Genomic DNA, 25,180 nt, shown 5'->3' with positions numbered 1-25,180 from the left:
GCTCCTTTACACTGTTTTTAATAATGCAGATTCAGAAACTATCGGCTTTACTAGATTATTATTCTTATATGAAACTAAATTAATAATAGGCTTCGAAATTTTAGATACTGTACCCGCTACAAGAAGAACAGGTATCCATTGCGTCAGTGTTAACGGAACGGTATGGAATATACGAGCTAATGGCGGTACATATATAGCTGATAACAATACGAGCCAAGACGTTCCTAACGCTGCAATAAAGAAACGGTCTTTTGACCAATCGCGAATTGTTTCTTCTGATCCCTCTTGTCTCCAGGAGAAAGTTTGAATGAGCTGTCCGGCAACTAAAGCCGCAAACGCTGATGTTTGCGCTACTGGAAGAGGTACTCCAGCCGCTAAACTAATACCAAATACAGCGAGCGAACCTACCCCAAGCAATACTCCTCTTGTCACAACTTTTTTATACAATTCTTTATCAACAATATCTTGGCGTTTCGTTTGCTTCGTTTTGTTTCCAGGGTTTACAGCTAAAATCATCGCTGGTAAAGCATCGGTAATAAGATTCATTAATAAAATTTGAATTGGTACTAACGGAATCGGCATTCCTGCAATAACAGCCGCACTCGTCACTAATACTTCCGCTAAATTGCCCGTTAATAAACAACCAACTGCTTTGCGAATGTTTCCGATGATCGTTCTACCTTCTTTTACCCCTTCAACGATTGAACCAAAATGATCCTTTTTCAAAATTAAATCAGCAACTTCTTTCGTTACTTCTGTTCCAGTTTGCCCCATCGCAATACCAACATTCGCCTTTTTTATAGCCGGTGTATCATTTACACCATCTCCAGTCATCGCGACGATTTGACCGTCAGCTTGGAATGCAGTTACAATTCGTAATTTGTGAGCCGGGGTCACACGAGCAAAAACAGATGTACTTTTTACAACTTCTTTTAATTCCTCATCTGTCATGTTATCAATTTCTAATCCCGTTAAAACACGATCTTCACGATTCCAAATTCCAGTTTGTTTCGCAATAGAAATCGCTGTAGTCGGATGGTCTCCCGTAATCATTACTGGCTTCACACCTAACTCAATTGCTTCATGAATACTCTCTTCCACTTCAGGTTTCGGCGGATCAACCATACCGACTAACCCAACAAAAATAAGATCATCATTTTCGTTAGCACTGTACGCAAAACCTAATACTCGTAATGCCTGTTCCGCAAATTTTTCATTTTGTTGTAAAACGACTTCTTTTTCCTTATCACATAACGGATATATTTGACCGTTATCTTGATACCATTTACAACGAGGAAGAATTGCCTCTACAGAACCTTTCGAGAACTTATACAACTCTTCGTCGTTACTCTCTTTACAAACAACACTCATAATTTTCGTCTCAGAATCAAACGGTTCTTCATGATGGCGTTCAAATGACGCCATATCTTCATGCAGCACACCCGCTTTAGAAGCTAAACTTAATAAAGCTCCTTCAGTCGGATCACCTTTCACAACCCATAGGTCATCTTCCTGCTCTAATTTACTATTGTTACAAAGGACACCAATTTGAAGAATGCGAGCTAAATCAGGATTTTCTAGCGGCATATTTTCCGTTTCATGATAAATAGCATCTTCTACATCCATATCTACAGAAGCAGCAACTTTAGATGAAGTTACATCCGCAATTGTCCCTACTGGTTCATACCCATTACCCGTTACACTCCATAAACGATTTGGCGTAGCAATTACTTTAACAGTCATTTCATTTTTCGTAAGAGTTCCCGTTTTATCAGAACAAATAACCGTTGTTCTACCAAGCGTTTCTAAACTTGAAAGCTTCCGAACGAGCGCATTTTGCTTTTGCATACGGAATATACCCGCACTTAAAGCAATCGTAATCATAATTGGCAAGCCTTCTGGAACAGCAGAAGCAGTAAGAGCAACCGACGTTGTAATCATTTGCGTAATTGGCAGTCCCCTAATTAGACCCGCTACAAGCACAAGACCACCAGCCACAAATGCCCCTTTAATAAATGTTTTACTAATAGATGTCACCTTTTGCTGTAATGGCGTAGGCTCTGTTTCCTCCCCTTTCATTAAGGAGATCATATAGCCCATCTCTGTACGCATACCTGTTTCCACTACGATTGCCACCACTTTACCGCGTGTTACGGACGTCCCCATAAAGAGCATATTGTTTCGCTCTGCTAACGAACATTCTTCTCGCATAGCGTCAGCTTTCTTTTCAACTGGAAGTGATTCTCCCGTTAACATCGCTTCATTAATTTCTAAGTTCCAAGAGTTAACAACGCGAAGATCAGCAGGTACACGGTCTCCCGCTTTAAGGCAGACGATATCCCCAGGAACGAGTTCACTACTTGATATTTCTATTTCCGCTTCTTCCCTTATTACTTTACAAATAGGAGCGCGGAATTGATTTAAAGCCTCAACTACCTTTTCCGCCTTCCGTTCTTGAAGCGTCCCAATTATTGCATTTACAACGAGAATTGTCCCCATTGCTAATCCATCAAACCACCCACCAGATATAACAGATAACCCGGCTGCTCCAAGTAAAATAAACGATGTAAATTCTTTAAATTGGCTCATAAATGATGCAATCCAAGGAACTGACGGTTTCGGTTCAATTTGATTCATTCCGTATTCTTCTTTTCGCATATTCACTTGTGCATCACTTAATCCATATTGTTTCTCAACTTGTAATCTATTCATCACTTTTTCTTGATTAAATGTATACCACAGAATTTGATCTTGTTTAGCAGGAATCACTTTTTGCTGAGAAGAAACTATTTTCGACAATTCTCCATAAGAAAATATCTTCTCGCTCATTCTTTTCGCCCTAGATAAGAACGTTAACGATAAAGCATTTGCAAATAAGGCGATTACAGGTGCTGTGAATATAGACCAAACTGCTAACATCTCTCCCACCACATTCCACACTTTCGCTGCGCGGAAATGCTCATTCACCAACATATTGATTCGGTTTGCATACGCTGTAGATTGAGAGATATTTTTTATTTCTTCAAATGATATAGACGAAAAATCGGTATTTTGATCAGTTGCAAATAATACCTCTTCTCCATTTGAACGAAGCAATTCCACCCGTTTGGTAGCATCACCCTGCTGCCAGCTATCATCCACACCGTATTGAGAAAGAATGTTACGATTTACATGTAAACTATTTTGCAAAACACCTATACTCCACTTATTTTTACGTAACCCATTGACTACTTCTTTGAGTTCAGGAATAATGGTAACCTTCGATCCAACTAATAGACCGCAGCATTTTTTATTTTTAGCGACGAATTGAACTTGAAAACCTTCTTTTTCAAGTCTCTTCGCTTCCAGCTCATACGCACTTATATCTACACCATTTCGCTCGGCAAAATCTTTACTTCCGAAAAAGGAAGTTATCCTTTGAATTTCACCTTTTATCCCTTCATTCTCTACTTGAACTTCAAACGCCTTTCTTAACGTTCTTCCAGTTTTCGCCGCCTGTTGCACGACTTCTTCTTTCCAAACATGCTCACTTTTTTCAATAAGAGAAGCGGCTGTGCACCAAACTTGCCCGTCATTTTCATCTTGTGAAATACAACTCATTCCCTCTGCTGAGACCTGGAATATACGAGATGTATCATCCAATACTATCGTTTTTGTCCGAGATAATTGCGATAACGACCCACCACTCGGAATGACATATCCTCTTTCTCTTGCAACAAGATCACCTTGTCGCCACGCATATTCTGCCGATGAGACAGCTGGTTTGGGATTAGCAGCTAATAAAACTGCCATTCCGCGCAAAGGATTTCTAGTGAAAGCCCAAGTTGCTCCACCAAAAATCATTCCCCATTTTGATTGTTTTTCACTATAGGCTTTAATCTCCGGGGAAAGGAGATTTTCTTTATACGCTTCATTTTCTTCGTTTATGTTTGCTTGACTACGCTTCCAGTTTAAGTAGTTTAATAGACTAAGACCGGCAAGCACGACAATATTCTCCCGTGCGAGCGCAAGTGCAAGTGTTCCTACACCAAGCACAAGATCAGAATTCATCTTTTTGCTAGCAACCATTTTTTTGAATCCTCGCTTCAAGAACGGATAACCCGTCACAACAGATAAAGCTCCGGATACATAAAAAAGACCAGGACTTCTAGCTAAGGCAGATCTCCCCATAAATAATTGTTTTATGCCGAAAGCACCTAACCCAACAACTGAAAGTGCTAACGGTAACGGCACACCTTCATCCTTTTTGCTATGAACCGTGTCATTATTACGAGAAACTACACTAGATGAATAATCTATTAATTCCTTCTTTTCTTCACTGCTATTTGTACTAGTTTTCTTTCGCTTGGTCACTTGTTCTTCTATAAGTTGAATTATTTTGCAAATGTTATGTAGAGAGGTCTTGTTGATATCGTAAGTAATAAGGGCTCTTCCTGTAGAAATTGAGGGACTTACTTGATAAATACCTTCCGCTTGACTAAATCGGTCTAATATCAAGTTCGCCATGTTCTTGTTGTATTTTAGCTTGTAAATTTCAATTCGAATCCTTCCAGGTAACGATCGTATAAATCTCGTTTTTAATGATTTACTTTGCATCATCATCCTCCTTATCGTCTTGAAGGAAGTAAAAAGGTTTATTGCTCATGTGGTACTTAAGGACTGACGGGCAAATTTTCATAATCTATATTTTGCTCAGAATGATACGCATTTACACGAGAAACCCATTTTTCCTGGAATTTAGAAATTGTATTTGGAACAGCTTCTACCGCTCCTAAAATTGGTGATACTGTTCTCACAGCCACTTTACGTGCCGCTTCTTTCACTTTCGGTAAAGCTTCTTCCATTTCTGAACCAGCACTTTGAATTTGTTCTTTCGCACCAAGAAAAGCTGATACTGTTTTTACCGCTAGTTTTCGTAATCCTTTCCTTGCTTTTGGTGATGCCAATATAACCGCTGCTACCCCAATCGCTATACCAATTGGAGATTTCATAAATCGAAACATATTCATTTCTCCTCACTTAAAGTTATTTCGAATCTTTAAAACGAACAATTCATATACAATTAAGTAACCTTGTAAACCATTTCATCACATCCCTTATTTTGTAAAAAGTATATAAAGAGTATATATTTTTGTTTGTGTTATTTCAACAATTTATTAGTTTTTTGTAAATTTTATGTTAATTCTGAAGATTATTTTGTAAATACTTCTATTTCTACGTAATGGGATAAGTAATATATTCCATAAACTTTTCTTACTCAATTGTTGAGATTTTGTTGAGAATTCATTTTGTATTTTTACAAATTATAAACAAGGACATGCACTTTTACGAAACAACTTTTATATACTATAAAAAACACTATAAGGAGTGATTTTCATGAGCTTATCCTACTGGAAATACACTATCCTCAATCACATCACTGTAAATTTCCGCACCTTCTTATTCAATATTACTGTCGCTATTTTAGGTGAAATCGCACTCTTTCTTGTCCTAAGTTTTATTCCAAAAAGACTTCATAAATTTTTCGCATAAAAAAGCCTGAGTTCCTATTGATGTAGAACTCAGGCCACTTAGTTTTATTAAGTAAAAGGAAATTATTACACTTATCGTTTTTGCTATATAGTGAAATTTATACATATAATTTATTCGCATTTGCGCTCATGTATACCCCATCTAGTATTATAGAAAATATATCAACGATTTTTTAAATATACCGATCGTTTCCTTCTATTATATCGACTTTTCGACACAACATATCGATTTATCTGCAAAATTCTACGTAACTCAAACGAGAAATACCTCTGCACAACTTATGAATCACCGTACTTACTTTTGTTCAAGCTTAATATAATAAGAAACGCAATCGCTATTACAGCTAAAAAGCGAACTGGATTAAACGGTGTCCCTACCGTTTCATTAAACCGATGATAAATAAAAGGTATCATCTCAAGTACCATTAACCCCATCGCAATTTGAAACGTCTCAGCCATCGCTTTATTTTTTATAAACGCGGCGCGCTCATCACCCTGTTTCACGATTGTTATAAACATTTTTACAATAGCAAATACTACGAATAAAAATAGCAACATTCATAAAATACACCTCTTATATGTAAAATTTTTTCGACAAAAGTATAACATCTTTTACACAAAAAAGACGACCGAAAATTCTTCCAGTCGTCTTTTCCTATTTACTTCGGAACATTCCCTACATACTGCGTAATATCAACATTTAACGCCCCTGCTAAACGCATTCCGTAGTCATGATCTGCGCGGAAGAAGTTGCAAATAGCTAGTAATTTCGTTTGCTCATTTACGCCTTTTAAGTCGTTTGTTAAGTTCGCAATTAAGTTGTCTTGCTCTTCTTTAGAGAATGAACGGTAACGCTCACCCGCTTGTTTGAAGTCATTTGGTTTTTCAATTTTTTCACGAGATACGTAGCCTTCTACTTTCATAGTTGAATCGCGGTAAGCTGGATCCTCAACTGGATTTTCAGTATGACGGCTCGGTTCGTAGTTTATTGTAGATGGGTTTTGATCCACTTGCATCGCACCATCACGTTGTTGATTACGAACAGCAGCGTATGGGCAGTTTACAGGAATTTGTAAATAGTTTGCACCAAGGCGATAACGCTGCGTATCTGGGTAAGAGAATAAACGACCTTGTAATAATTTATCTTCAGATGGTTCAATACCATTTACAGTTGCACTTGGAGTAAACGCCGCTTGTTCTACTTCCGCAAAGAAGTTTTTCGGGTTACGATTTAACGTCATTGTCCCTACTTCAATTAATGGGAAGCGATCTTCCGGCCATACTTTCGTCGGATCTAGTGGATCGAAATCTAAAGAATCCGTTTCATCTAGTTGCATTACTTGTACGTGTAAATCCCATTTCGGATAGTTTCCTTTTTCGATTGCATCGAATAAATCACGAGTTGCATGATTGAAGTCTTTACCTTGCACTTGCTCGACTTCTTTTGCACTTAAGTTACGCACACCTTGCTGTGGCTTCCAATGATATTTAATGTAAACAATTTTACCTTCTGCATTAATCCATTTAAATGAATGTACGCCGAAACCTTCCATTTCACGGTAGTTTGCCGGTGTACCATAATCAGAAAATACCCATGTCATCATATGTGTAGATTCTGGAGTTAACGTCATGAAATCCCAGTAACGATCTGGCGTTTGAACATTTGTATCAGGTGCTGGCTTTAAAGAATGCACCATGTCAGGGAATTTAATTGCGTCACGAATGAAGAAAACTGGTAAGTGGTTACCTACGATATCGTAGTTTCCTTCTTCTGTATAAAATTTAACAGCGAACCCACGCGGATCACGAGCTGTCTCTGGAGAACCTTGACCATGAATAACCGTTGAGAAACGAACGAATACAGGTGTTTCAGTTCCTTCATTTTGTAAAAACGCTGCTTTCGTATATTGCTTCATGCTGTTTTTCGTTACGAATACACCGTGAGCACCTGCACCACGTGCATGCACAACACGCTCAGGAATACGTTCACGATCAAAGTGAGCAAGTTTTTCTACTAAATGATAGTCTTCTAACAATACCGGTCCACGGCGACCAGCTGTACGAGAGTTTTGGTTATCTCCAACTGGAGCACCTTGGTTTGTTGTTAAGCGCTTATTTGGATTCATCAAGGGTGATCCTCCTCTTTCCTTCATAGTAATTATTATTTATTTAAAATTATTATAAACTAATTATTATTCAAAATTAAATCCTTGTCAACTATTTCCTTCATTTTTTTGGAAACAATTTCAGCTAAACAAGCAATAAATACAGATTGTGAATTGGGCATATTTAGTCTAAATATGCGGCATTTAATTCATCAGTTACAACTTTACATTCATAATCGGTGTCATATAAAACTCCTAAATCGAGCAATGTGTTTTAAACCTAAGTAACAAAAAAATTCATACTCTGTAAACATTTTATTCATTGAATCTGTTAATTTATGCGCCTGCTCTTTCATTATTTTCCCAAGCGGTGAAATTCCACCAATTGCTTTATACCGTCCGATTAAATTTTGGAGCGCTTCTTCAGACGGCTTACGCCCGTGACGAATACGAGTATACATCATCTAATGACTCCGGCGTTCCATACGCCATCACAAGCAAACCTCTTTTCTTCGTCATCTATATAGCACCTCAATCTCGGAAATGAGAATCTTTTTCAAGAACATTTGTTTCCAATTATAACAAGCAATAATAAGTACGTCAAAATAATAATTCTAAATAAGTATTGTTTCTAATATGATTTCGAATTTTATATGACAATTTATTTAAGAAAAAGAGCGGCTCACATAAATATAAGCCGCTCTTTCCCTATTCCTTAATATTTACCCCATACTCTTTAAACCAAACATGAATTTGCGCTAAATGAGCTAAAAGCTGCGGCCCAGTCATTAATTGACCAAACCACGGTTTTTGAAATGCACTGCCGCCAGACTGGATCAATCCGCTCAATTGCTCCTTATCGAACAATTCATGCAAAATTGAGCCTTTATCCGTTAATAAATCTTGGAGCCATACTGTGACTGCTTTCGTATAGTGCGGGTTATGCGTTTTCGGATACGGACTTTTCTTTCTATACAATATATCATTTGGAAGTAATCCTTCTAAAGCCTTACGCAATAGACCTTTTTCGCGGTTTTTATACATTTTCATTTCCCAAGGAATATTCCACGCATATTCGACAAGTCGGTGGTCCGCAAATGGAACGCGTACTTCTAAGCTTGCCCCCATACTCATACGGTCTTTTCTGTCTAATAATGTTGTCATAAACCATACCATGTTTAAATAAAATAATTGTCGTCTCTTCGCTTCTAATGGGCTTTCTCCCTCTAAAATAGGAACTTCTTGAATGGATTCTTCATAGCGTTGTTGTACATATTGTTGTAAATTTAATTTATTTCTCCATTCTTTCTTCAGAAGTTGTTCACGTGCTTCTGTAGAACGCATCCACGGAAATGCACTTGATTGTAAATCATCTTCTCTATAAAACCACGGATAACCGCCGAATATTTCATCTGCACATTCTCCAGATAAACCGACGACAAAATCTTGTTTTATTTCACGGCAAAACCATAATAATGAAGAATCAATATCTGCCATACCAGGCAAATCGCGAACGAGTACTGCTTCTGTTAAATACTGTGCTAGTTGTTCATTAGAAATGACGCAGCGATGATGAATTGTTTGAAATGTCTCTGTCATTAAATTAATAAATGGTGCATCTGAATTCGGCTGAAATGCATTCGCTTTAAAATATTTGTCGTTATCTTCATAGTCAACAGAATACGTGTGCAATTGACCTTTCCCTGATCTTTCATACTCTTTCGCGGCAATTGCTGTGATAGCACTTGAATCTACACCTCCTGATAAAAAAGTGCATAGTGGTACGTCAGAAACTAATTGTCTCGTAATCGCATCTTGTAATAAAAAACGAGTTTTCTCTACTGTTTCTTCAAATGAATCTTCATGTTTTTTACTTTCTACATTCCAATATCTCCATATGCATAAACCGTCTTTTGAGAACGTCATTGCATGACCCGGACGCAGTTCTTGAATACCAGCATATACACCGTGACCAGGCGTTCTAGATGGTCCGAGGCCAAATATTTCTGACAACCCTTCTAACGTTACTTCCGCCTTCACATCTGGATGCGCTAGTATCGCTTTTAACTCTGAACCAAATAATAATCGTCCGCTATCATATTTATAAAAAAGCGGTTTTACACCTAATCTATCTCTAGCAATAAAGACTCGTTCATTTTTCTCATCCCATACTGCAAACGCATATATACCGTTTAAATGATCGACACATTCTTCTTTCCATTCAATATAAGATGCCAATAGTACTTCTGTATCGGAATGCCCTTTAAATGTATAACCTCTTCTTAATAACTCTTTGCGAATATCTTCTGTATTGTAGAGCTCTCCGTTATAGCAAATCGCATAACTCGTTTCGTCTTTTAAACAAGTCATGGGTTGTTTACCACCTTCAGGATCTACAACGATTAACCGTTTATGCCCAAATGCGACGTTCCCTTTAATCCAAACTTTATTATCATCTGGACCGCGTTTCGCTAGCGTTTCCGCCATCTTCGTCACGATGTCCCTTTCCCCTTCTAATGAGCGTTTATAATCCACCCATCCTGTAATCCCGCACATAAGAATCATCCTTCCTAATCTAATATCTGTTTCTGAACGTGCAGTAATCCCCACCCTATGAGTGCGGATACATAAAAACAACAAACTTGACGATAACTAACTATCCACATATGGAATAGCAGTTTCACAGTGTAAAGCGTGTTTTATTGTATGCCCATCTATCTTTAGGTGTGTCTAGTTATAAAGAACGTACGAACTGTCCATAACAAGAATAACTATTTCTATAAAAGGAGAAATGAACTATGCTACAACGCAAACATATTTTGTATAACCAACCGCGCGCTCATACAGTCGGTAATGTAGAATATATAAACAAAGAATGGGTATTCTTTGATGATGAAAATGATGAGGCTTTTCTATTAGAAGATATTGCTGAAGATGGTTTTGAAATTTTATATAACAACAATTGGCTACCAGCTCGTTTTTATGAACAAGATATATTACAAATTGCAAATGAACAACATTCTCTCCAAAACGGGGAAATGATACGAATTCGAAAAAAATTACTTCTTAGCTATAATGAATGGCTTGAGGAATTACCTGACTCTGTCTTTACATTATTAACCGAATCATTGCAATCACTTAATTACTCTTTATATGATTGCATGTATTGTCATAATTATTTATCCTTCTTGCCAAAAGAGGAAGCATGCGAAGGAGTAAATATTCTTTTATTCGATAACGACGAAATGATTTGTACATTGCAGCATCATTTTGTACGCCACTCTTCCTCTAATAAAAATATTTTGCGATTTACGAAAGTAAACGGAGAAGAGTTGCATATTGATGCGACATAAAATAAAAACCACCTTATCTCCCAAATATTTGAGATCATAAGGTGGTTTTATTTTTATTTGAATACGTACCAGCCAAGCGGTAATTTTAGTCCTAAGTATAATACCGCTACTAGCGCGACAATAAATAAGCCCCAAACCGCCCCTGTTGGTTTGTTTTTGCTCATTTTCACAAGAACCATTTCCATTCCAGCGATTACTAATATACCAGCTAGCATTTTCATGCCGTACCACATGTGCATGCTACCTGTTGCCGTCTTCACAATACTCATGTACAACATGAAACCTGTCACAATAATGATGATATACATAAGGCGAAGCCCCATATGTACACCTTTACCTTTTCTTCCTGCTGAATAAAGTGAATACGCAACGAAGAATAAAATTAATCCTAACGCCCATGCTGTAATATGCATATGTACCATCGTATCCCTGCCTCCTCTTTTTCACACTTTTTCACTCTATATGATAACATGTTCATATATTTTCAGGAAATGTTTCGCTTTTTTATATTTAAATGCTATAATATTTAGAGTATTTACAAACTTCTTGTAATAACAAAAGGGGGAACAATCATGATTCAAACTAAGGATATTATCGAACTTACAGACACATACGGGGCAAATAACTACCATCCACTTCCAATCGTTATTTCTAAAGCAGAAGGCGTTTGGGTAGAAGATCCTGAAGGAAACCGCTATATGGACTTATTAAGTGCATATTCTGCAGTAAACCAAGGTCATCGTCATCCAAAAATCATTAACGCTTTAATTGACCAAGCTAATCGAGTGACGTTAACTTCTCGTGCTTTCCATAGCGATCAATTAGGTCCTTGGTACGAAAAAGTTGCGAAACTAACAAATAAAAATATGGTACTTCCTATGAATACAGGTGCAGAGGCTGTTGAAACTGCAATTAAAACAGCTCGTCGCTGGGCTTATGATGTGAAAAAGGTAGAAGCAAACCGTGCAGAAATCATCGTTTGTGAAGATAACTTCCACGGACGTACAATGGGTGCTGTTTCTATGTCATCAAACGAAGAGTACAAGCGCGGCTTCGGTCCAATGCTTCCTGGCATTATTGTAATTCCTTATGGTGATTTAGAAGCGTTAAAAGCTGCGATTACACCAAATACAGCTGCATTCATTTTAGAGCCAATCCAAGGTGAAGCAGGAATTAACATTCCACCAGCTGGTTTCTTACAAGAAGCTTTTGAAGTATGTAAAAAAGAAAACGTTTTATTCGTAGCAGATGAAATCCAAACAGGCTTAGGCCGTACGGGTAAAGTATTTGCTTGCGACTGGGACAATGTAACTCCTGACATGTACATACTTGGTAAAGCACTTGGCGGCGGCGTATTCCCAATCTCTTGTGTTGCAGCAAACAGCGACATTTTAGGTGTATTCGAGCCAGGTTCTCACGGTTCTACATTCGGTGGTAACCCACTTGCATGTGCTGTTTCTATTGCAGCTCTTGAAGTATTAGAAGAAGAAAAATTAACAGAGCGTTCTCTTCAATTAGGAGAAAAACTAGTTGGGCAATTAAAAGAAATTGATAACCCAATGATTACTGACATTCGCGGTAAAGGTTTATTCATCGGTATCGAATTAAACGAGCCAGCTCGTCCTTACTGTGAACAACTAAAAGCAGCTGGTCTATTATGTAAAGAAACACACGAAAACGTAATTCGTATTGCACCACCTCTAGTAATCTCTGAAGAAGATTTAGAGTGGGCGTTCCAAAAAATTAAAGCTGTACTATCTTAATCATAGTGAGGTTGTCCTAAATATAGGACAACCTCTTTCTTTTTTTAATAGTTTATCGTAAAATAAAATTGAATATTCTGTTTTTGTTAAAAAGGGGGTAACTGTATGCTATTGAAATACGGTAAACACATTAATAATTTAGCTACAATTTTTATTTCTATGACATTCATCGGCTTCATATTATCTACAACTTTACTCAGTCATTATTCAACTCCTAATACATTCACACTACTCAAAACATCATTTTGGGCTGCTGTTTTCCTTACAATTATCGGTTTTGGCCGTGAGAGAAGCGCACTTGCAGTTATGCTAATTGGAATTTGTACTTTAGCATTAATCGGATTGTATATTTTCGCCATCATAGATTACTCCGTTAATCCACGCCCATAGAAAAGAGCTATCTTTTCACAAGATAGCTCTTTTTTCATTTCACAATATTTCTAAGCGTACCAATTCCCTCTACTGTAATAACAACTTCATCACCAGCATGTAAAAACTTCGGTGGTGTAAAACCTTTACCAACACCAGCTGGTGTCCCTGTTGCAATGATATCTCCTGGCTCTAATGTCATGCCTTTACTTATAGTTGAAATAATTTCTTCTACTGAAAAAATCATTTCTCTCGTATTTGAAGTTTGCCTTACTTCTCCATTTACCACTGTTTCAACGTGTAATGCATTCGGCGTTCTAACCATCGATTTATGAATTAAATACGGTCCCATCGGACAAAATGTATCGAAACTTTTCCCTAGGAAAAATTGTTTATGTTTCCTTTGAATATCCCGAGCAGTTACATCATTTATAACTGTATATCCAAAAACATGATCAAGAGCTTTTTCTATTTTTATTTGTTTCCCTCTCTTACCGATAACGATTGCTAGTTCACCTTCATAATCAAGCTCATTCGTCGCGTGAGGGTGACCATTAATTTGCTCATCAATTCCAATCACTGTTGTTGGCGCCTTTGTAAAAATCATTATATTTTCAGGGATAGACTCTACTCCGCCCATTTCTACCGCATGCTCACGATAGTTCTTTCCAACACAAAGAATATTTTTTCTCGGCCTTGGAATCGGTGCTAATATTTTCACCTCTGCTAACGGATAATACGCCGATCCCGCATTTTCCTTCGCCCAATTTACAATATCGTACACTTTCTCAAGACATTCGCTTCCTCTTTCAATACACTCTAACATGGTAATTGGGATAGTAACCTTTTCCCCTTTTTGTCTTTGCGCTTCTCTTAAATGTAATACCTTTTCTTCCTCTTCATCCACAATACCTACAAATACTTTTTCTTCTTTCTTCGCCGTTACAAAACGCAACATTTCCACTCTCCATCCTAAAACTCATACCCTATAATTGTATTCGCATCCTTAAGAAAAAAACCTTCTTATACACGCTAATTTTTACAATATTCAACCATTATTATATTTGTTCCTCATCCGTTATTTGACATAAAATGTAGAAATTATACTTTTTTTAGCGAAGATGTTTCTTTTTTATGGGATTTTTGTATAATATGTACTACATATATACATAAAATTTATTGAGAGATGGAGCCGATTTCAATGTTTGAGCAAGCTATCGAAAAAAAACGCGAAAAAATGATCTATTTTGCTGAACGCTACGGAATGACTTCTCAAAAAACAGTAGATTGTAGCCAGGAATTGGACAGGCTCTTAAATGTTGTTTGGCCTATACATACAGATTGCACACATACTCAAATGTTCGAAACACATACGCAATAACGTATGTGTTTCTTTTATTTCGAAAAAATACACATTTTATTGAAAACGCCCATACAATAGTAGAAAAGAAAATTTTAAAAACGAAAGGTGTTTTGTATGCCAGCTATGGTCGGACATATTCGTATCGTTAACATTGGATCAAGTGGTATTTTTCATATTGGAGATGTATTTGCGATTAGGCCTATTAGTTATTCACGCGCTTTTGCCGGAGCCGGTTCATTTAATGTTGGGGATAACGTCTCTGTCTACAATTATCAAAGCTCAACGACCGTCAATGATTCAGATGTAATTGATCAAGCAATAATTGGTTCGAACTAAAGGGGGCGATTGCATTGAATTTTTATGTGAACCAAAGTATCATCATTAACAGCATTAAAATCGATAGCATTACGACCTCTTCCGTTTTTCAAATTGGAACTGCAGGTAGTATTAAAGCTCTTTCTAAATTCTCAAATTCTGGCGGATTTACAGAACCTCTTCGTCCATTACAGGCGAAAGGACAAATTATTTCCATCAAACCATCAACTAGTTCTTCTTAAGGTATCCTTGTCATAAATATATAGCAGGAATATATTTCCCCTCCCTATTGAAAAGGAGGTTTCACAAATGAATCAAGATATATATACTTACCTACACCAACTTCAACAAGCTCTCCAAATACAGCAGCAAACTATTCTAAATCTTGAAGAGCAAGTTCGCCTACTACAAGAAGAGCTTAATGAGTTAAAAAGTCGTCCCTCCTCTTCTATAGGAAAAGTGGAATATAAATTCGATCAATTAAAAGTAGAAAATTTAAACGGCACTTTAAATATTGGCTTGAATCCATTTTCAACAAAAGGGCAACAAATTGAAGATTTTCAAGTGGATACAGAAACATTAAAAGTAAATCCTGAAACAGAAACAAATCCAGATTTTTATCAAGGTATCCTTCAAGAAATGCATCGCTATTTAGATGAAGAAGCATATAGTCGAATTCTCCATTTTGAACAAGAAGAGAGAACGCCGCTTGATGAGATGTATCGACAAATGATGGTGGATGACATAAAAAAACAGATGGAACATAGACTTCCATATTATTTATCACAAGTTCAATCGTATGAGGGTATTTCCTCAGATCCCGATTATTTACGAGACGTCATTATTCAAGCGATGAAACAAGATATTGACAAGGCGTTCCTTTCCTTTATTCAACACATACCAGGTAATTTCCGAAAGGAGTAAGTATGTATGAATTTAAATGTTGTGAACCGCGAGTTAAAAGTAGGGCAGATTAAAATGACCGGGGTTTCTTCTTCCGCATTATTTTTAATTGGAGATGCTAACCTTCTCATCCTTTCTTCTATTCTTGATACGCCATTCGAATCCGTTACAGAGGGACCATTTGTACCATTAGTAACAGATGTCCCTCCGACTCCAGGTTGAGGAGAGGAAAAATTATGCTCCGTCATACTTCAGTTGTACAAAATGTTTCTATCATTTCTATGGGGGTTGCAGCTGTCTTCCAGGCCGGGGATGCTAATCAAATAGAATTAAAAAATAGAGCGCTTATCGTTCATCGAGAAATCCCTTGTTATATAAAAGGTGAAGGTCGTTTTGATGCGTTTGAAATCTTTACAGATGAGTACATTACAATTCCAAAGCGAACAACAGATGTAAAACTAAATATTGTAAATGAGTGCCCTTTTATTGAAGTAAATGATGTTCACTTGCGAACGCTTTTAAATTCCGCGTGCTTCCAAATCGGCAATGTTGACTATGTTTTTAATAATTCTCGTACGCTACAAATCCGCCAATTTATTACTGATGAACCTTCCTCTAAATAATTCATATAGTAATTAAAAAGCTTAGTAAAGTAGGTGGATGGTATGCCTTCGGTTGTAGGAAATCTCGTCGTTCAAAACAGTAACGGCTCTTTCAACTTAGGAGATTTTTATAACGTGTCTCCGAAAGAAAATACGAAAGCTTATAACGGATCTGGAGCTTCCAATGTCGGATTTGTCGTTAACACTTTTAGCGGCGTTAGTGCAACAAATACATTCGATTCGGACGTTGCAGACCAAGATCAAATTGGAACAGCGTAAAAAAAGCATTAGCTCTTCTTGTATAGAGCTAATGCTTTTCCTTCTGTTTTTTAACACCTTACATATTTACGTTTGAACCCCAGTCTTCCTCTATCAAGTCCTTTATGAATACTTTCGTAAGCGTTTAGAAAACTGCTTTTCTTGTTGTCCCGTTTTAGCTCCACTATGCCTACTTCCTTTGCAGTTTCAACTGCCTTTTCATGTAGCGGCACATATGAAATCCCCACAGTGTTTAGAAAATTATTCATAGCGGATTTCGTACGTTCTGGCGCATCATGAATTGTATTTTTTACAACTTCTAGCATATTGGCAATCTTACTTTCGGAAAATTCATGGTCTTTTCGATTCCCTAAAAGCCAGCAGTAGCAACTCCATCCCGCTGACATTCTTAGTTCGTCACCACTTGCAATCCATTTATCAGCAACGTCTTGTGCAAAATCTGACTCTGATAAAGTTACTGCTACCACATAATCGGACAGCATATAAAAGTACGCCCCATCCATCCAACGATCAAAATCCGATTCGTTCATAGTTTTTGGATCTGCAATAATGCCTGCAAAGTACATCGCATCATAGTTCCCTGTAGCATAAAGCTCTTCAGCTAAACTTTGATTGATTTTTATTTTCTTCGCGATTGGTTTCATAGCACCTGTAGCTACTCCAAAAAGTGGCTCCTTTGCACCATTGGATATGTATATTTTTTTAGTTCGTTCCTTGCCGAGAGTTTCAAGCTCTTGCATTACTGTTTCAAAATCCATCGTGTTGCACTTCCTTCCTCAATATTATAATCAATTCGCTTATCTTCTTTATCAAGTTCTCTATACTTCATAACTCCATCTTTTAAAGCGTTTTGTCCATCGATTTACGATTTTCAAAATGGGATTTCGTTATACGCGTTTATCTAGCTAATTAATACCGATTATAAAAACTAATCATTAATGAAGATGCTACTCCCCGCTAATGATTAGTTTTTTTATTTAAATGATAATCCCTTATCTTCTAAAGCCGCTCTCAATTTAGGTAAAGATGCTGGCCCTATACCGTGCAGTTTCAAAATTTCTTTTTCACTATACTTTGAAAGTTCTGCTTCAGTCGTTATTCCATGGTGCTCTAACGCTCGCCTTGCTGGTGCTGAAAGAAGAGAAAGAAAGCCTTCTTTTGGCTTTCTCTCTTTCTCACAGGTTGGGCAAGTTGGACAATCGCTACTTTTGTAGTACTCGTGTCCTTGATCACAAGTTCTTAACGTCGCCATAATCCATAACCCCTTTCTAAGCTCTATTCGTCAATATTTACAACATGATTTCCATCAAAGAAATATAAACATTTCTCTTTCACAGGATGTTTTAAGCTTTTCTCGAGTGCTTTTGCATATAGTGAAAGCTGTACTTTGTATCGGTCTTCTAAAATTGGTTTCGCTTGATCAAATCCGCCTGGGAACTTTCCTTCAATCGTATCTGTTTTAAAGTCGATTAAAGTAATTCCGTCTTCCTCTTCGATCATGCAGTCGATAACCCCTTGGACAAGTATTGATTCGCCTTTCTTCCCTTGCCAATCTTGATACGCTTCTTCTGCTGAAAGCATCATCGTAAATGGTACTTCACGTTCAACACTTTTTGCTGCTAATACCCTTTTACCTAAGTCACTGTCAAAGAATGAAATTACCTTTTCAATCGCTATTTCTTCAGCTTGTTCAAATGTTAATAGTTCTTTATTTACCATTCTTGCAATTTGTTCTTGAAGAACTTCAATCGTAATTGGTTTCTTCAAATCTACATGCTGCATAACGGCATGGACTGCTGTCCCTCGCTCTGCGTATGTTAGCCCTTTTTTCTCCATAAAGCGCGGACGTGTTTTAATTGGTGCACGAAGTTTTTTAATAAAGGCGTTATCGCTACCTTCTTCAGATTGATAATTTCTCTTTATTTCTGTAACAGACTGTTTCGCACGGTGAGATGTCGCGTCCGCATACCCGTATTCCCACATCAATCTGTCGTACACTTCTTCTTTCCGTTCACTTTCTAACGGAACAGGTTTTTTATCACGAAGCGCTTCTAATAACTCTTGTTTCTCTTCTTGAACTGGTTCTGGTGCAAGTAAATCTTTTCCTTCAACAACTTCTACTTTCCAGCTAGCACTATATTCATAAATTTCGCCTGGAATATTTCCTTGACCTAATTCAAGAAGCATTTCACTATCACGGTGTCTATATAAGGAAGGTGCAATCCAGTCTAAGTAGCAAGACGCTCCGGCACGAATATGGTCTGGTAATAACCATTCACTATGCTCTCTTGCATCGAGCCATTTTTCCATTTCTTTATTTGCATCTTTAACTGTTCCAATTAAAATTAACTTCTCTTTTGCACGTGTTAACGCTACGTATAGTACGCGCATTTCTTCCGCAATTAATTCCATCTTCATTTTACGCTTAATCGCTAGTTGCGATAATGTCGTATATTTAATTCGTTTACGAGGATCGATAAATTGTGAACCGAAACCGAAATCTTTATGAAGTAAGAAACGCTTCATTAAATCTTGTGTATTAAAACGGCGACCAAGTCCAGCTACAAATACGACTGGGAACTCTAGCCCTTTACTTTTATGAATCGTCATAATGCGAACAACATCTTCTTGTTCTCCAAGAGCTCTCGCCGTTCCCATATCATCTCCGCGTTCTAAAATACGCTCAATAAAACGTAAGAAGCGGAATAATCCTCTAAACGATGTTGCTTCATATTGTCTTGCACGATCATATAGTACGCGTAAGTTTGCCTGCCTTTGCTTTCCGGCTGGTAAACCGCCGACAAAGTCGTAATAGCCTGTCTCACCGTACACTTTCCAAATTAAATCGGAAAGTGATTGTTGTCGCGCAAATTCACGCCACCCTTGCAGTAAGTTATAAAACCACTCTAATTTATCATGCAGTTCTTGTTCTTCTTCAAGCGGCGCTCCCTTTAAGAATGAGCTCATCACTTCATAAAACGAGCCTTTCTTTCCATGAGCACGAAGCGTCGCAAGTTCTTCGTCATTTAGTCCAACGATCGGTGAACGAAGTACAGCTGCAAGCGGAATATCTTGCATCGGGTTATCAATTACGCGGAATACGTTCATCATAATATTTACTTCTGTCGCTTCAAAGTAACCAGTCGCAAGGTCAGCATATACCGGAATTCCTTGTAGTTTTAACTCTTCCATAATTTGCGGCGCCCATGGCATGGAGCGAAGTAAAATAACGAAATCACGATATTGCACTGGGCGCATACTATCGGTTTTACGATCATACACTTCATAGCCTGAATCGACCATTGCTTTAATACGCTGCGCCATAAGACGAGCTTCAAGCTGCGCTTTTTCTACTTCGGCACCTTCTTCACCGTCTTGAACTTCTTCCTCAGTTTGCTGAATACATAATAGCTCGGCCGCTACATCTTCACCTTCTGGATAGCTAGCACCTAACTTTAATTCAGCGTCAGCATCATAATCAATTTCGCCGACTTCTTCGCCCATAATTTGTTTGAAAATAAAGTTCGTACCTGCTAGCACTTCATGACGGCTACGGAAGTTTTTCGCTAAGTCAATCTTCATTCCGCCGCCCGATCCTTCTTGTGTGAAACGTTTATATTTTCCTAAGAATAAACCAGGCTCTGCTAGTCGGAAACGATAGATTGACTGTTTTACGTCACCAACCATGAACAAGTTTCCTTCACTCTCAGAATCTTTCGTTACGAATTTAATAATTGATTCCTGTACGAAGTTCGTATCTTGATATTCATCAACTAGTACTTCAGCAAATTTATTACGATATTGAAGTGCTACTGCTGACGGCTTCATTTCACCGCCTTCACTTTGCTCGCTTAAAATTTGCAAACAGAAATGCTCTAAATCTGTGAAATCGACCATTCCTTTATCTCGCTTAATCGCTTGGAAACGCTCTGTAAATACTTTTACAAGCTTCACGAGTTTTTCTAATACAGGATGCATATCTTGAAAATCTCGTAAGAAACTTTCGGGTCTGCGGCTAAATAGCTCTTCTTGTAATTTCTTCACTTCATCTTTCGCTTTATTACGAAGAGAATCTACTTGTTTTACAACATCTTCCTTGTAATCACTTTTTTTAATACGCTTTAACGTTTGCCACGATACATTTTGCATCGCTTCATAAACGCTTGTCCACGATCCACTCGCTGCTGAGGATAACGTTCCAAGTAAAGCTAAATCCGCTTGTAAAGTTTCAACGCGAGGCGCTGGACCATCAGGAAGCATTGCGAGTTCAGTCGCCTTACGAATATGCTTTTCCGCTGTTTCAAGCTGAAACTTCACATCTTCTAATAAGTAAGAAGCGTACACTAAATCTTCAATCGTCTTTCCTTCAACGTCATATGCTTCTACTAATTTATCAAGCCACTTCTCCGGGTTTGGATGCGCTCTTGATTCTGTATGAAGCGCTAAAATCATTCGTTGTAAGTCATCGTCACTACGGTCACTCGTATAACGATCAACTAGTTCAAAGAAAATACTATTATCTTCGATTCCATATTCTTCTTCTAATATGTCATCTAGCACTTCTTCTTTTAATAACTCATTTTCTGTTTGGTTCGCAATACGAAAACGAGGATCGACATCAAGCATGTAATAATATCCTCTAATAACTTGTAAACAAAATGAATGAATTGTTGAAATGGAAGCTTTATTTAATAAGCTAAGCTGCTTTCTTATATGCTGTGAACCTGGCCCATCAATTAATACTTTTTCTAACGCTTCCCCAATTCGATTTTTCATTTCTTGCGCTGCTGCATTCGTAAATGTTACAACGAGCAGGCGGTCGACATCGACTGGATTTTCCTCACTTATAATCTTTTTAATAATACGTTCAACTAATACCGCTGTTTTCCCTGATCCAGCTGCCGCTGCGACTAAAATATCACGTCCGTTCGCTACAACCGCTTTCCACTGGTCATCTGTCCATTGACTACCTTCTGGTTTCTGAGGCCAATTTTCTATCATTCTCCGCCAACCTCCTCTCTAATTTTCTCCATCGCTTCGCTATCTTTCATATCTTTTAACGTACGGAATTGGTTATCTTCAAGTGATTCATCAAATTGACAAACAGATTTGAAGTTACAGAACGTACATGCCGCTTTATTCCCCTTTTTGTAAGGAGCAATATCGATAACACCTTCTGTAATGTCTTTTCCGATATTTTCAAACGAGTGGTGTACATATTTTTGTAGTACGTTAAACTCTTGTTCACTTGCAATGCTAGAACGCGCACTAAAACTACCATCTTTTTTCAGACCAGCAGAAATAATATCAGAGCTTCCTGTTGAAAGTTTATTATCCATTAAACGCACAACGTCAGCATCTCCTAGTACGAGACCTTTCATTTTAAATTTCTTTAAAATTTCTTTCTCAATTTCTTCTTCAGATGCATCGCCTTTCATCTCAACAATCGGGTTATGAATATGGAAATACAATACACCCGCCGGTGATGCAGTACTGCCCTTTTTCATCCACGTATGTGCATTTGAAGTAACAACATCTAAATACGTTAACATTTGAAGTGCGAGTCCGTAATACACTTCTGTTAAATCTAACGCTTTCGAACTTGATTTATAATCAATAATACGAAGGAACGTACCACTCTCATCTTCCGCCTTATCAACACGGTCAATACGGCCAACTACTTCCATCTTCACACCATTTGGCAACGCAAATTCCATTGGCGGAAGAGATCCAGTCCCGCCCATACCGAACGGTACTTCTAAATCAACTGGTACAAATCCACTCGACTTCGCATGTTCACGAAGAATAAGTGACGTACGGAAAATGATTTGTTGTAGTTTTTGCTTTAAATAGAAATGACGGTTCGAACTTAATAAAATTTGTCTTTGTAATAACGGTGCAATTTCTTCTATTACTAAAGCAGAAAGGTGTTCACACTCTTTTATTGATAAATCCGCCCAAGTCCGATTTTCACGTAATAACTTGTCTGCAATTCTCTTCAGCGCTGCATGGAATAACTCACCGATATCTGGCGCATCAAGTTTGAAAATATCACGCTCTCTTAGCGATAAACCGTGCTGAGCAAAATGAGCGTACGCACAGCGATTAAATAGCTCCATACGAGAAACGCTTCCCTTAATTGTATCTCCATATAAATCCCTACTTACATCTGTACTTAGTTTCTGTGCACGATTTCGGTAGAATAAACTTGATAACACACGGCTACTTTTTTGCTTCCATTCATCTGAAGTAACGTAGAAGTTATATACGTCCCACCAAAAGTCTAAATTGCCTTCAAATCCGTAACGCTTCCACGTTTGCAATTGCTGCATGACATAAGACAACGTTACTTCTGGCGTTGCTACATATGAGATTTGTTCCGAACGCGATAAGTCATTTACATCATTCGTAATAAACGATTCTTTCACATCAGGGAACATTCTTTTTATTTTTTTAATAAAACTAGAAGCAAGTAACGTCTTTCCTTCTTCATCCGCAAGCGGACAGGAAATGTATAACTTCTCAGATGCTCTCGTCACCATTTGATACATAACGAACTGTTCTTCTAATAAAGTTTGTCTCGTCGTTGGTGCTAATTCGATACCTGCAGCGGTGAGAACATTTCTTTCCTCATCAGAAAGCATACCTTCATCCATAGGCGCTGCTGGAATCACTCCTTCATTTACTCCAATAATGAACGTCGCTTTAATATCTGATAATCTAGAATGATCAATATTAGCAACTAACACTTGATCTAGTGACGGCGGAATGTTCGCAAATTGAAGTGCCTCAAGACCTGTCGACATAACCTCCGTAAACATTGAAAGGGACATCTTCTCTTCGCCAAGCATCTCAACGAACGTATCAAGAAGATTCATCACTTCTTCCCATACTTGCTCATGGTCTGTCGCAAATAAGAAATCTCCATTTTCTTCTGCACGAACACGTAATTCTTCTAGTTTTTTCGGAACGTCAAGCTCCTCTAAAAATAAATATACCGCTTCGCACATTTGCATAACTGTTCCAGCACGCTTCAGTCTTTTTTGCATACGAATAACTGGCGTTCTTACAACGTCGCGAAGTCGATTTATTTTCTCTTCCATTTCACGCTCACTGTCTGTTATCATTTCGCTCGCATCATCAAGAGAACGATAACGACGATACATCCACGGATCTTCAGAAGTCCATCTCTTCCCTTGTACACCGTACGCTAAACAGTAGTTTTCAAACTCATCCATCTCTTCGCGCATCGCTTCTTTTCTTACATCTAATGGATATAAAAGCTCTGTTTTCACGCAGCGGAATACTGCATCATAACGCCAATTCCCGCTAATAATCTCGAGTGCAGAACGAATACATTCTACTAGCGGATGATGTGACATTGGGCGTTTTTCATCGATGAAATGCGGGATATTATAATCCGTAAATAACGTTCGCATTACGTCGTAATAACTTTCTCCGTTACGAAGAAGGACTGCGATATCTCGGTAACGATAGTCTTCATCCGCCACAAGTCTTCTAATTTCACGAGCTACACCGTCTACTTCAGCTCGTAAATTAGCTGCTGTACTAATTGTTACACTCGCTTCACCATAATACTTTTCATTCGGACGCGCTTCATAATGCGTTTCTAAATGAGCTAATGCTGGAGAATGAAAACGCGGTTGTTCCATAAGTGGAATTGTTTTTTCAATTTCTATTTTCTCTTCACGCGCTACTTGTTTTATTTTTTCATACGTTAACGTCGTTTCATAAAATAAATCTAGTTCATTCACTGGCTGCGCTAACGTTTTTTCATCTATCGTTAATGTTATTGTTACTCTTGTTCCTAATCTCATTAGCCCTCTAACGATTTCTAGCTCTTGAGGAGAAAATGAATGGAATCCATCTATATAAATTTCCGCGCCTTTTACATACTCAGAGTCTGAAAGCTTCTCAATTAATAATTGTAAGTAGTCTTCTGAATCTAAATACTTTCCGATTAAAGCACGTTCAAAATCATCATATAGTAACTGTAAATCATACACTTTATTCGCTAGTAGCTTTTGCTCTGCACTACTGCTATGCGTGTCTAATTGTTGCCAAATTTCATATACGCTAGACGGCGTCACATTGTAACGTTTAAACTCAGCAATCATACTACCAAGATGTTCAAAGAAACCGTTTTGCTCCGCTGCTTTTTGAAACACAGATAGTCCATCTTTACGAGATTCTACAATTTTACGAAGCAACATATGTACACCAGCTTCATCAATATGAAGACGACTCGCTCCGCCAACTTCTTGCAGCACCTTCCACGCTAATCGCGAAAAACTAAAAACTTGTGCCCGAATAGAACCTCTTACATCTTCGCTCCCAATTAACGCCTGCTGCGTTTGGAATGTCATCTGTTCTGGCACAAGATATAATATTGTTTTCCCTCTTGGGCGCTGTTTTAACTCTTCTTGCACTTCGTGTAAACAAAGTGTACTTTTTCCACTTCCAGCTCTACCAATCACAAATCGAAGTGACATGAAACCCCACCTTTCACTTACATAACGAACGTTAGTTTGCTATCACAATTGTATTATAGGACGATAAAAAAGACAAACATACTC

21 protein-coding genes and 1 pseudogene are annotated in these 25,180 nt (G+C 37.8%); 10 read left to right on the top strand and 12 right to left on the bottom strand.

What is annotated here, in order from left to right; genetic code table 11:
• Positions 1-6 precede the first annotated feature (6 nt).
• From MR066_RS05030 to asnB, 6 genes and pseudogenes are all read right to left on the bottom strand, one after another.
• Positions 7-4,596 (bottom strand): cation-translocating P-type ATPase, encoded by a 4,590-nt coding sequence (locus MR066_RS05030; protein WP_242246160.1) that lies wholly within the window; start codon positions 4,594-4,596, stop codon positions 7-9.
• Between the two features lie 56 nt (positions 4,597-4,652).
• Positions 4,653-5,003, bottom strand: a complete 351-nt coding sequence (locus MR066_RS05025; RefSeq protein WP_002087015.1) for a YtxH domain-containing protein — start codon at positions 5,001-5,003, stop codon at positions 4,653-4,655.
• 807 nt (positions 5,004-5,810) lie between these two features.
• Positions 5,811-6,089, bottom strand: a complete 279-nt coding sequence (locus MR066_RS05020) for a hypothetical protein (protein ID WP_242246159.1) — start codon at positions 6,087-6,089, stop codon at positions 5,811-5,813.
• Positions 6,090-6,190: 101 nt separating this feature from the next.
• The gene (gene katB, locus MR066_RS05015; protein ID WP_061688967.1) at positions 6,191-7,657 is read right to left on the bottom strand and encodes a catalase KatB; all 1,467 of its coding nucleotides are present in this window, start codon (positions 7,655-7,657) and stop codon (positions 6,191-6,193) included.
• A 236-nt stretch (positions 7,658-7,893) separates the two neighbouring features.
• Positions 7,894-8,155 (bottom strand): annotated as a pseudogene (locus MR066_RS27475) (ferrochelatase); the annotation flags it as partial.
• A gap of 189 nt (positions 8,156-8,344) precedes the next feature.
• Positions 8,345-10,192 (bottom strand): asparagine synthase (glutamine-hydrolyzing), encoded by a 1,848-nt coding sequence (asnB, locus tag MR066_RS05005; protein ID WP_061675293.1) that lies wholly within the window; start codon positions 10,190-10,192, stop codon positions 8,345-8,347.
• Positions 10,193-10,434: 242 nt separating this feature from the next.
• On the opposite strand from asnB, the gene MR066_RS05000 reads away from it, so the two are divergent.
• Positions 10,435-10,989, top strand: coding sequence for a DUF2777 domain-containing protein (locus MR066_RS05000; protein WP_242246158.1), 555 nt, complete (start codon positions 10,435-10,437; stop codon positions 10,987-10,989).
• 53 nt (positions 10,990-11,042) lie between these two features.
• Here the strand turns inward: MR066_RS05000 and MR066_RS04995 are convergent, their stop codons facing one another.
• A complete protein-coding gene (locus MR066_RS04995; protein WP_002011256.1) occupies positions 11,043-11,411 on the bottom strand; it encodes a YisL family protein in 369 nt (122 codons plus the stop codon).
• A 150-nt stretch (positions 11,412-11,561) separates the two neighbouring features.
• On the opposite strand from MR066_RS04995, the gene rocD reads away from it, so the two are divergent.
• Together rocD and MR066_RS04985 are read left to right on the top strand one after the other, a co-directional pair.
• Entirely contained in the window at positions 11,562-12,752 is a 1,191-nt protein-coding gene (gene rocD / locus MR066_RS04990) for an ornithine aminotransferase (RefSeq protein ID WP_000616665.1), read from the top strand.
• A 105-nt stretch (positions 12,753-12,857) separates the two neighbouring features.
• Positions 12,858-13,142 carry a hypothetical protein gene (locus tag MR066_RS04985; RefSeq protein WP_000925332.1) on the top strand — a complete coding sequence of 95 codons (285 nt, stop codon included), beginning with the start codon at positions 12,858-12,860 and terminating at the stop codon, positions 13,140-13,142.
• A 34-nt stretch (positions 13,143-13,176) separates the two neighbouring features.
• Here the strand turns inward: MR066_RS04985 and MR066_RS04980 are convergent, their stop codons facing one another.
• Positions 13,177-14,079 (bottom strand): fumarylacetoacetate hydrolase family protein, encoded by a 903-nt coding sequence (locus tag MR066_RS04980; protein ID WP_002140809.1) that lies wholly within the window; start codon positions 14,077-14,079, stop codon positions 13,177-13,179.
• A gap of 243 nt (positions 14,080-14,322) precedes the next feature.
• Between MR066_RS04980 and MR066_RS04975 the strand changes: the two genes are divergently transcribed.
• From MR066_RS04975 to gerPF, 7 genes are all read left to right on the top strand, one after another.
• Positions 14,323-14,502, top strand: a complete 180-nt coding sequence (locus MR066_RS04975) for an aspartyl-phosphate phosphatase Spo0E family protein (RefSeq protein WP_002087032.1) — start codon at positions 14,323-14,325, stop codon at positions 14,500-14,502.
• A gap of 96 nt (positions 14,503-14,598) precedes the next feature.
• On the top strand, positions 14,599-14,820 hold the full coding sequence (gerPA, locus tag MR066_RS04970) for a spore germination protein GerPA (protein WP_001111190.1): 222 nt from the start codon (positions 14,599-14,601) through the stop codon (positions 14,818-14,820).
• Between the two features lie 14 nt (positions 14,821-14,834).
• Positions 14,835-15,041 (top strand): spore germination protein GerPB, encoded by a 207-nt coding sequence (gene gerPB / locus MR066_RS04965; protein ID WP_001012506.1) that lies wholly within the window; start codon positions 14,835-14,837, stop codon positions 15,039-15,041.
• A 67-nt stretch (positions 15,042-15,108) separates the two neighbouring features.
• Positions 15,109-15,723, top strand: coding sequence for a spore germination protein GerPC (gene gerPC, locus MR066_RS04960; RefSeq protein ID WP_002087034.1), 615 nt, complete (start codon positions 15,109-15,111; stop codon positions 15,721-15,723).
• A gap of 6 nt (positions 15,724-15,729) precedes the next feature.
• Positions 15,730-15,924 carry a spore germination protein GerPD gene (gene gerPD / locus MR066_RS04955; RefSeq protein WP_002087035.1) on the top strand — a complete coding sequence of 65 codons (195 nt, stop codon included), beginning with the start codon at positions 15,730-15,732 and terminating at the stop codon, positions 15,922-15,924.
• A 14-nt stretch (positions 15,925-15,938) separates the two neighbouring features.
• The gene (locus tag MR066_RS04950) at positions 15,939-16,325 is read left to right on the top strand and encodes a spore germination protein GerPE (RefSeq protein ID WP_002087037.1); all 387 of its coding nucleotides are present in this window, start codon (positions 15,939-15,941) and stop codon (positions 16,323-16,325) included.
• A gap of 42 nt (positions 16,326-16,367) precedes the next feature.
• Positions 16,368-16,583, top strand: a complete 216-nt coding sequence (gene gerPF / locus MR066_RS04945) for a spore germination protein GerPF (RefSeq protein ID WP_001141570.1) — start codon at positions 16,368-16,370, stop codon at positions 16,581-16,583.
• A gap of 50 nt (positions 16,584-16,633) precedes the next feature.
• Here gerPF and MR066_RS04940 read toward each other — a convergent pair whose 3' ends face one another.
• From MR066_RS04940 to addB, 4 genes are all read right to left on the bottom strand, one after another.
• Positions 16,634-17,341: a DNA alkylation repair protein gene (locus MR066_RS04940; protein ID WP_242246157.1), complete on the bottom strand. Its 708-nt coding sequence runs from the start codon at positions 17,339-17,341 to the stop codon at positions 16,634-16,636.
• A gap of 215 nt (positions 17,342-17,556) precedes the next feature.
• Complete coding sequence (locus MR066_RS04935) at positions 17,557-17,835, bottom strand: RNA polymerase alpha subunit C-terminal domain-containing protein (protein ID WP_002011271.1); 279 nt, start codon at positions 17,833-17,835, stop codon at positions 17,557-17,559.
• A gap of 23 nt (positions 17,836-17,858) precedes the next feature.
• Entirely contained in the window at positions 17,859-21,584 is a 3,726-nt protein-coding gene (gene addA, locus MR066_RS04930; protein ID WP_242246156.1) for a helicase-exonuclease AddAB subunit AddA, read from the bottom strand.
• Positions 21,581-25,096, bottom strand: a complete 3,516-nt coding sequence (addB, locus tag MR066_RS04925) for a helicase-exonuclease AddAB subunit AddB (protein WP_242246155.1) — start codon at positions 25,094-25,096, stop codon at positions 21,581-21,583. Before addB ends, addA begins: the two co-directional genes overlap by 4 nt.
• Between the last annotated feature and the right edge of the window lie 84 nt (positions 25,097-25,180).

It is taken from the genome of Bacillus cereus group sp. BfR-BA-01523 (assembly GCF_022662615.1).
In the GTDB taxonomy this organism is placed as follows: Bacteria; Bacillota; Bacilli; order Bacillales; family Bacillaceae_G; genus Bacillus_A; species Bacillus_A mycoides.
This window is presented reverse-complemented; position numbering and strand designations above follow the sequence as displayed.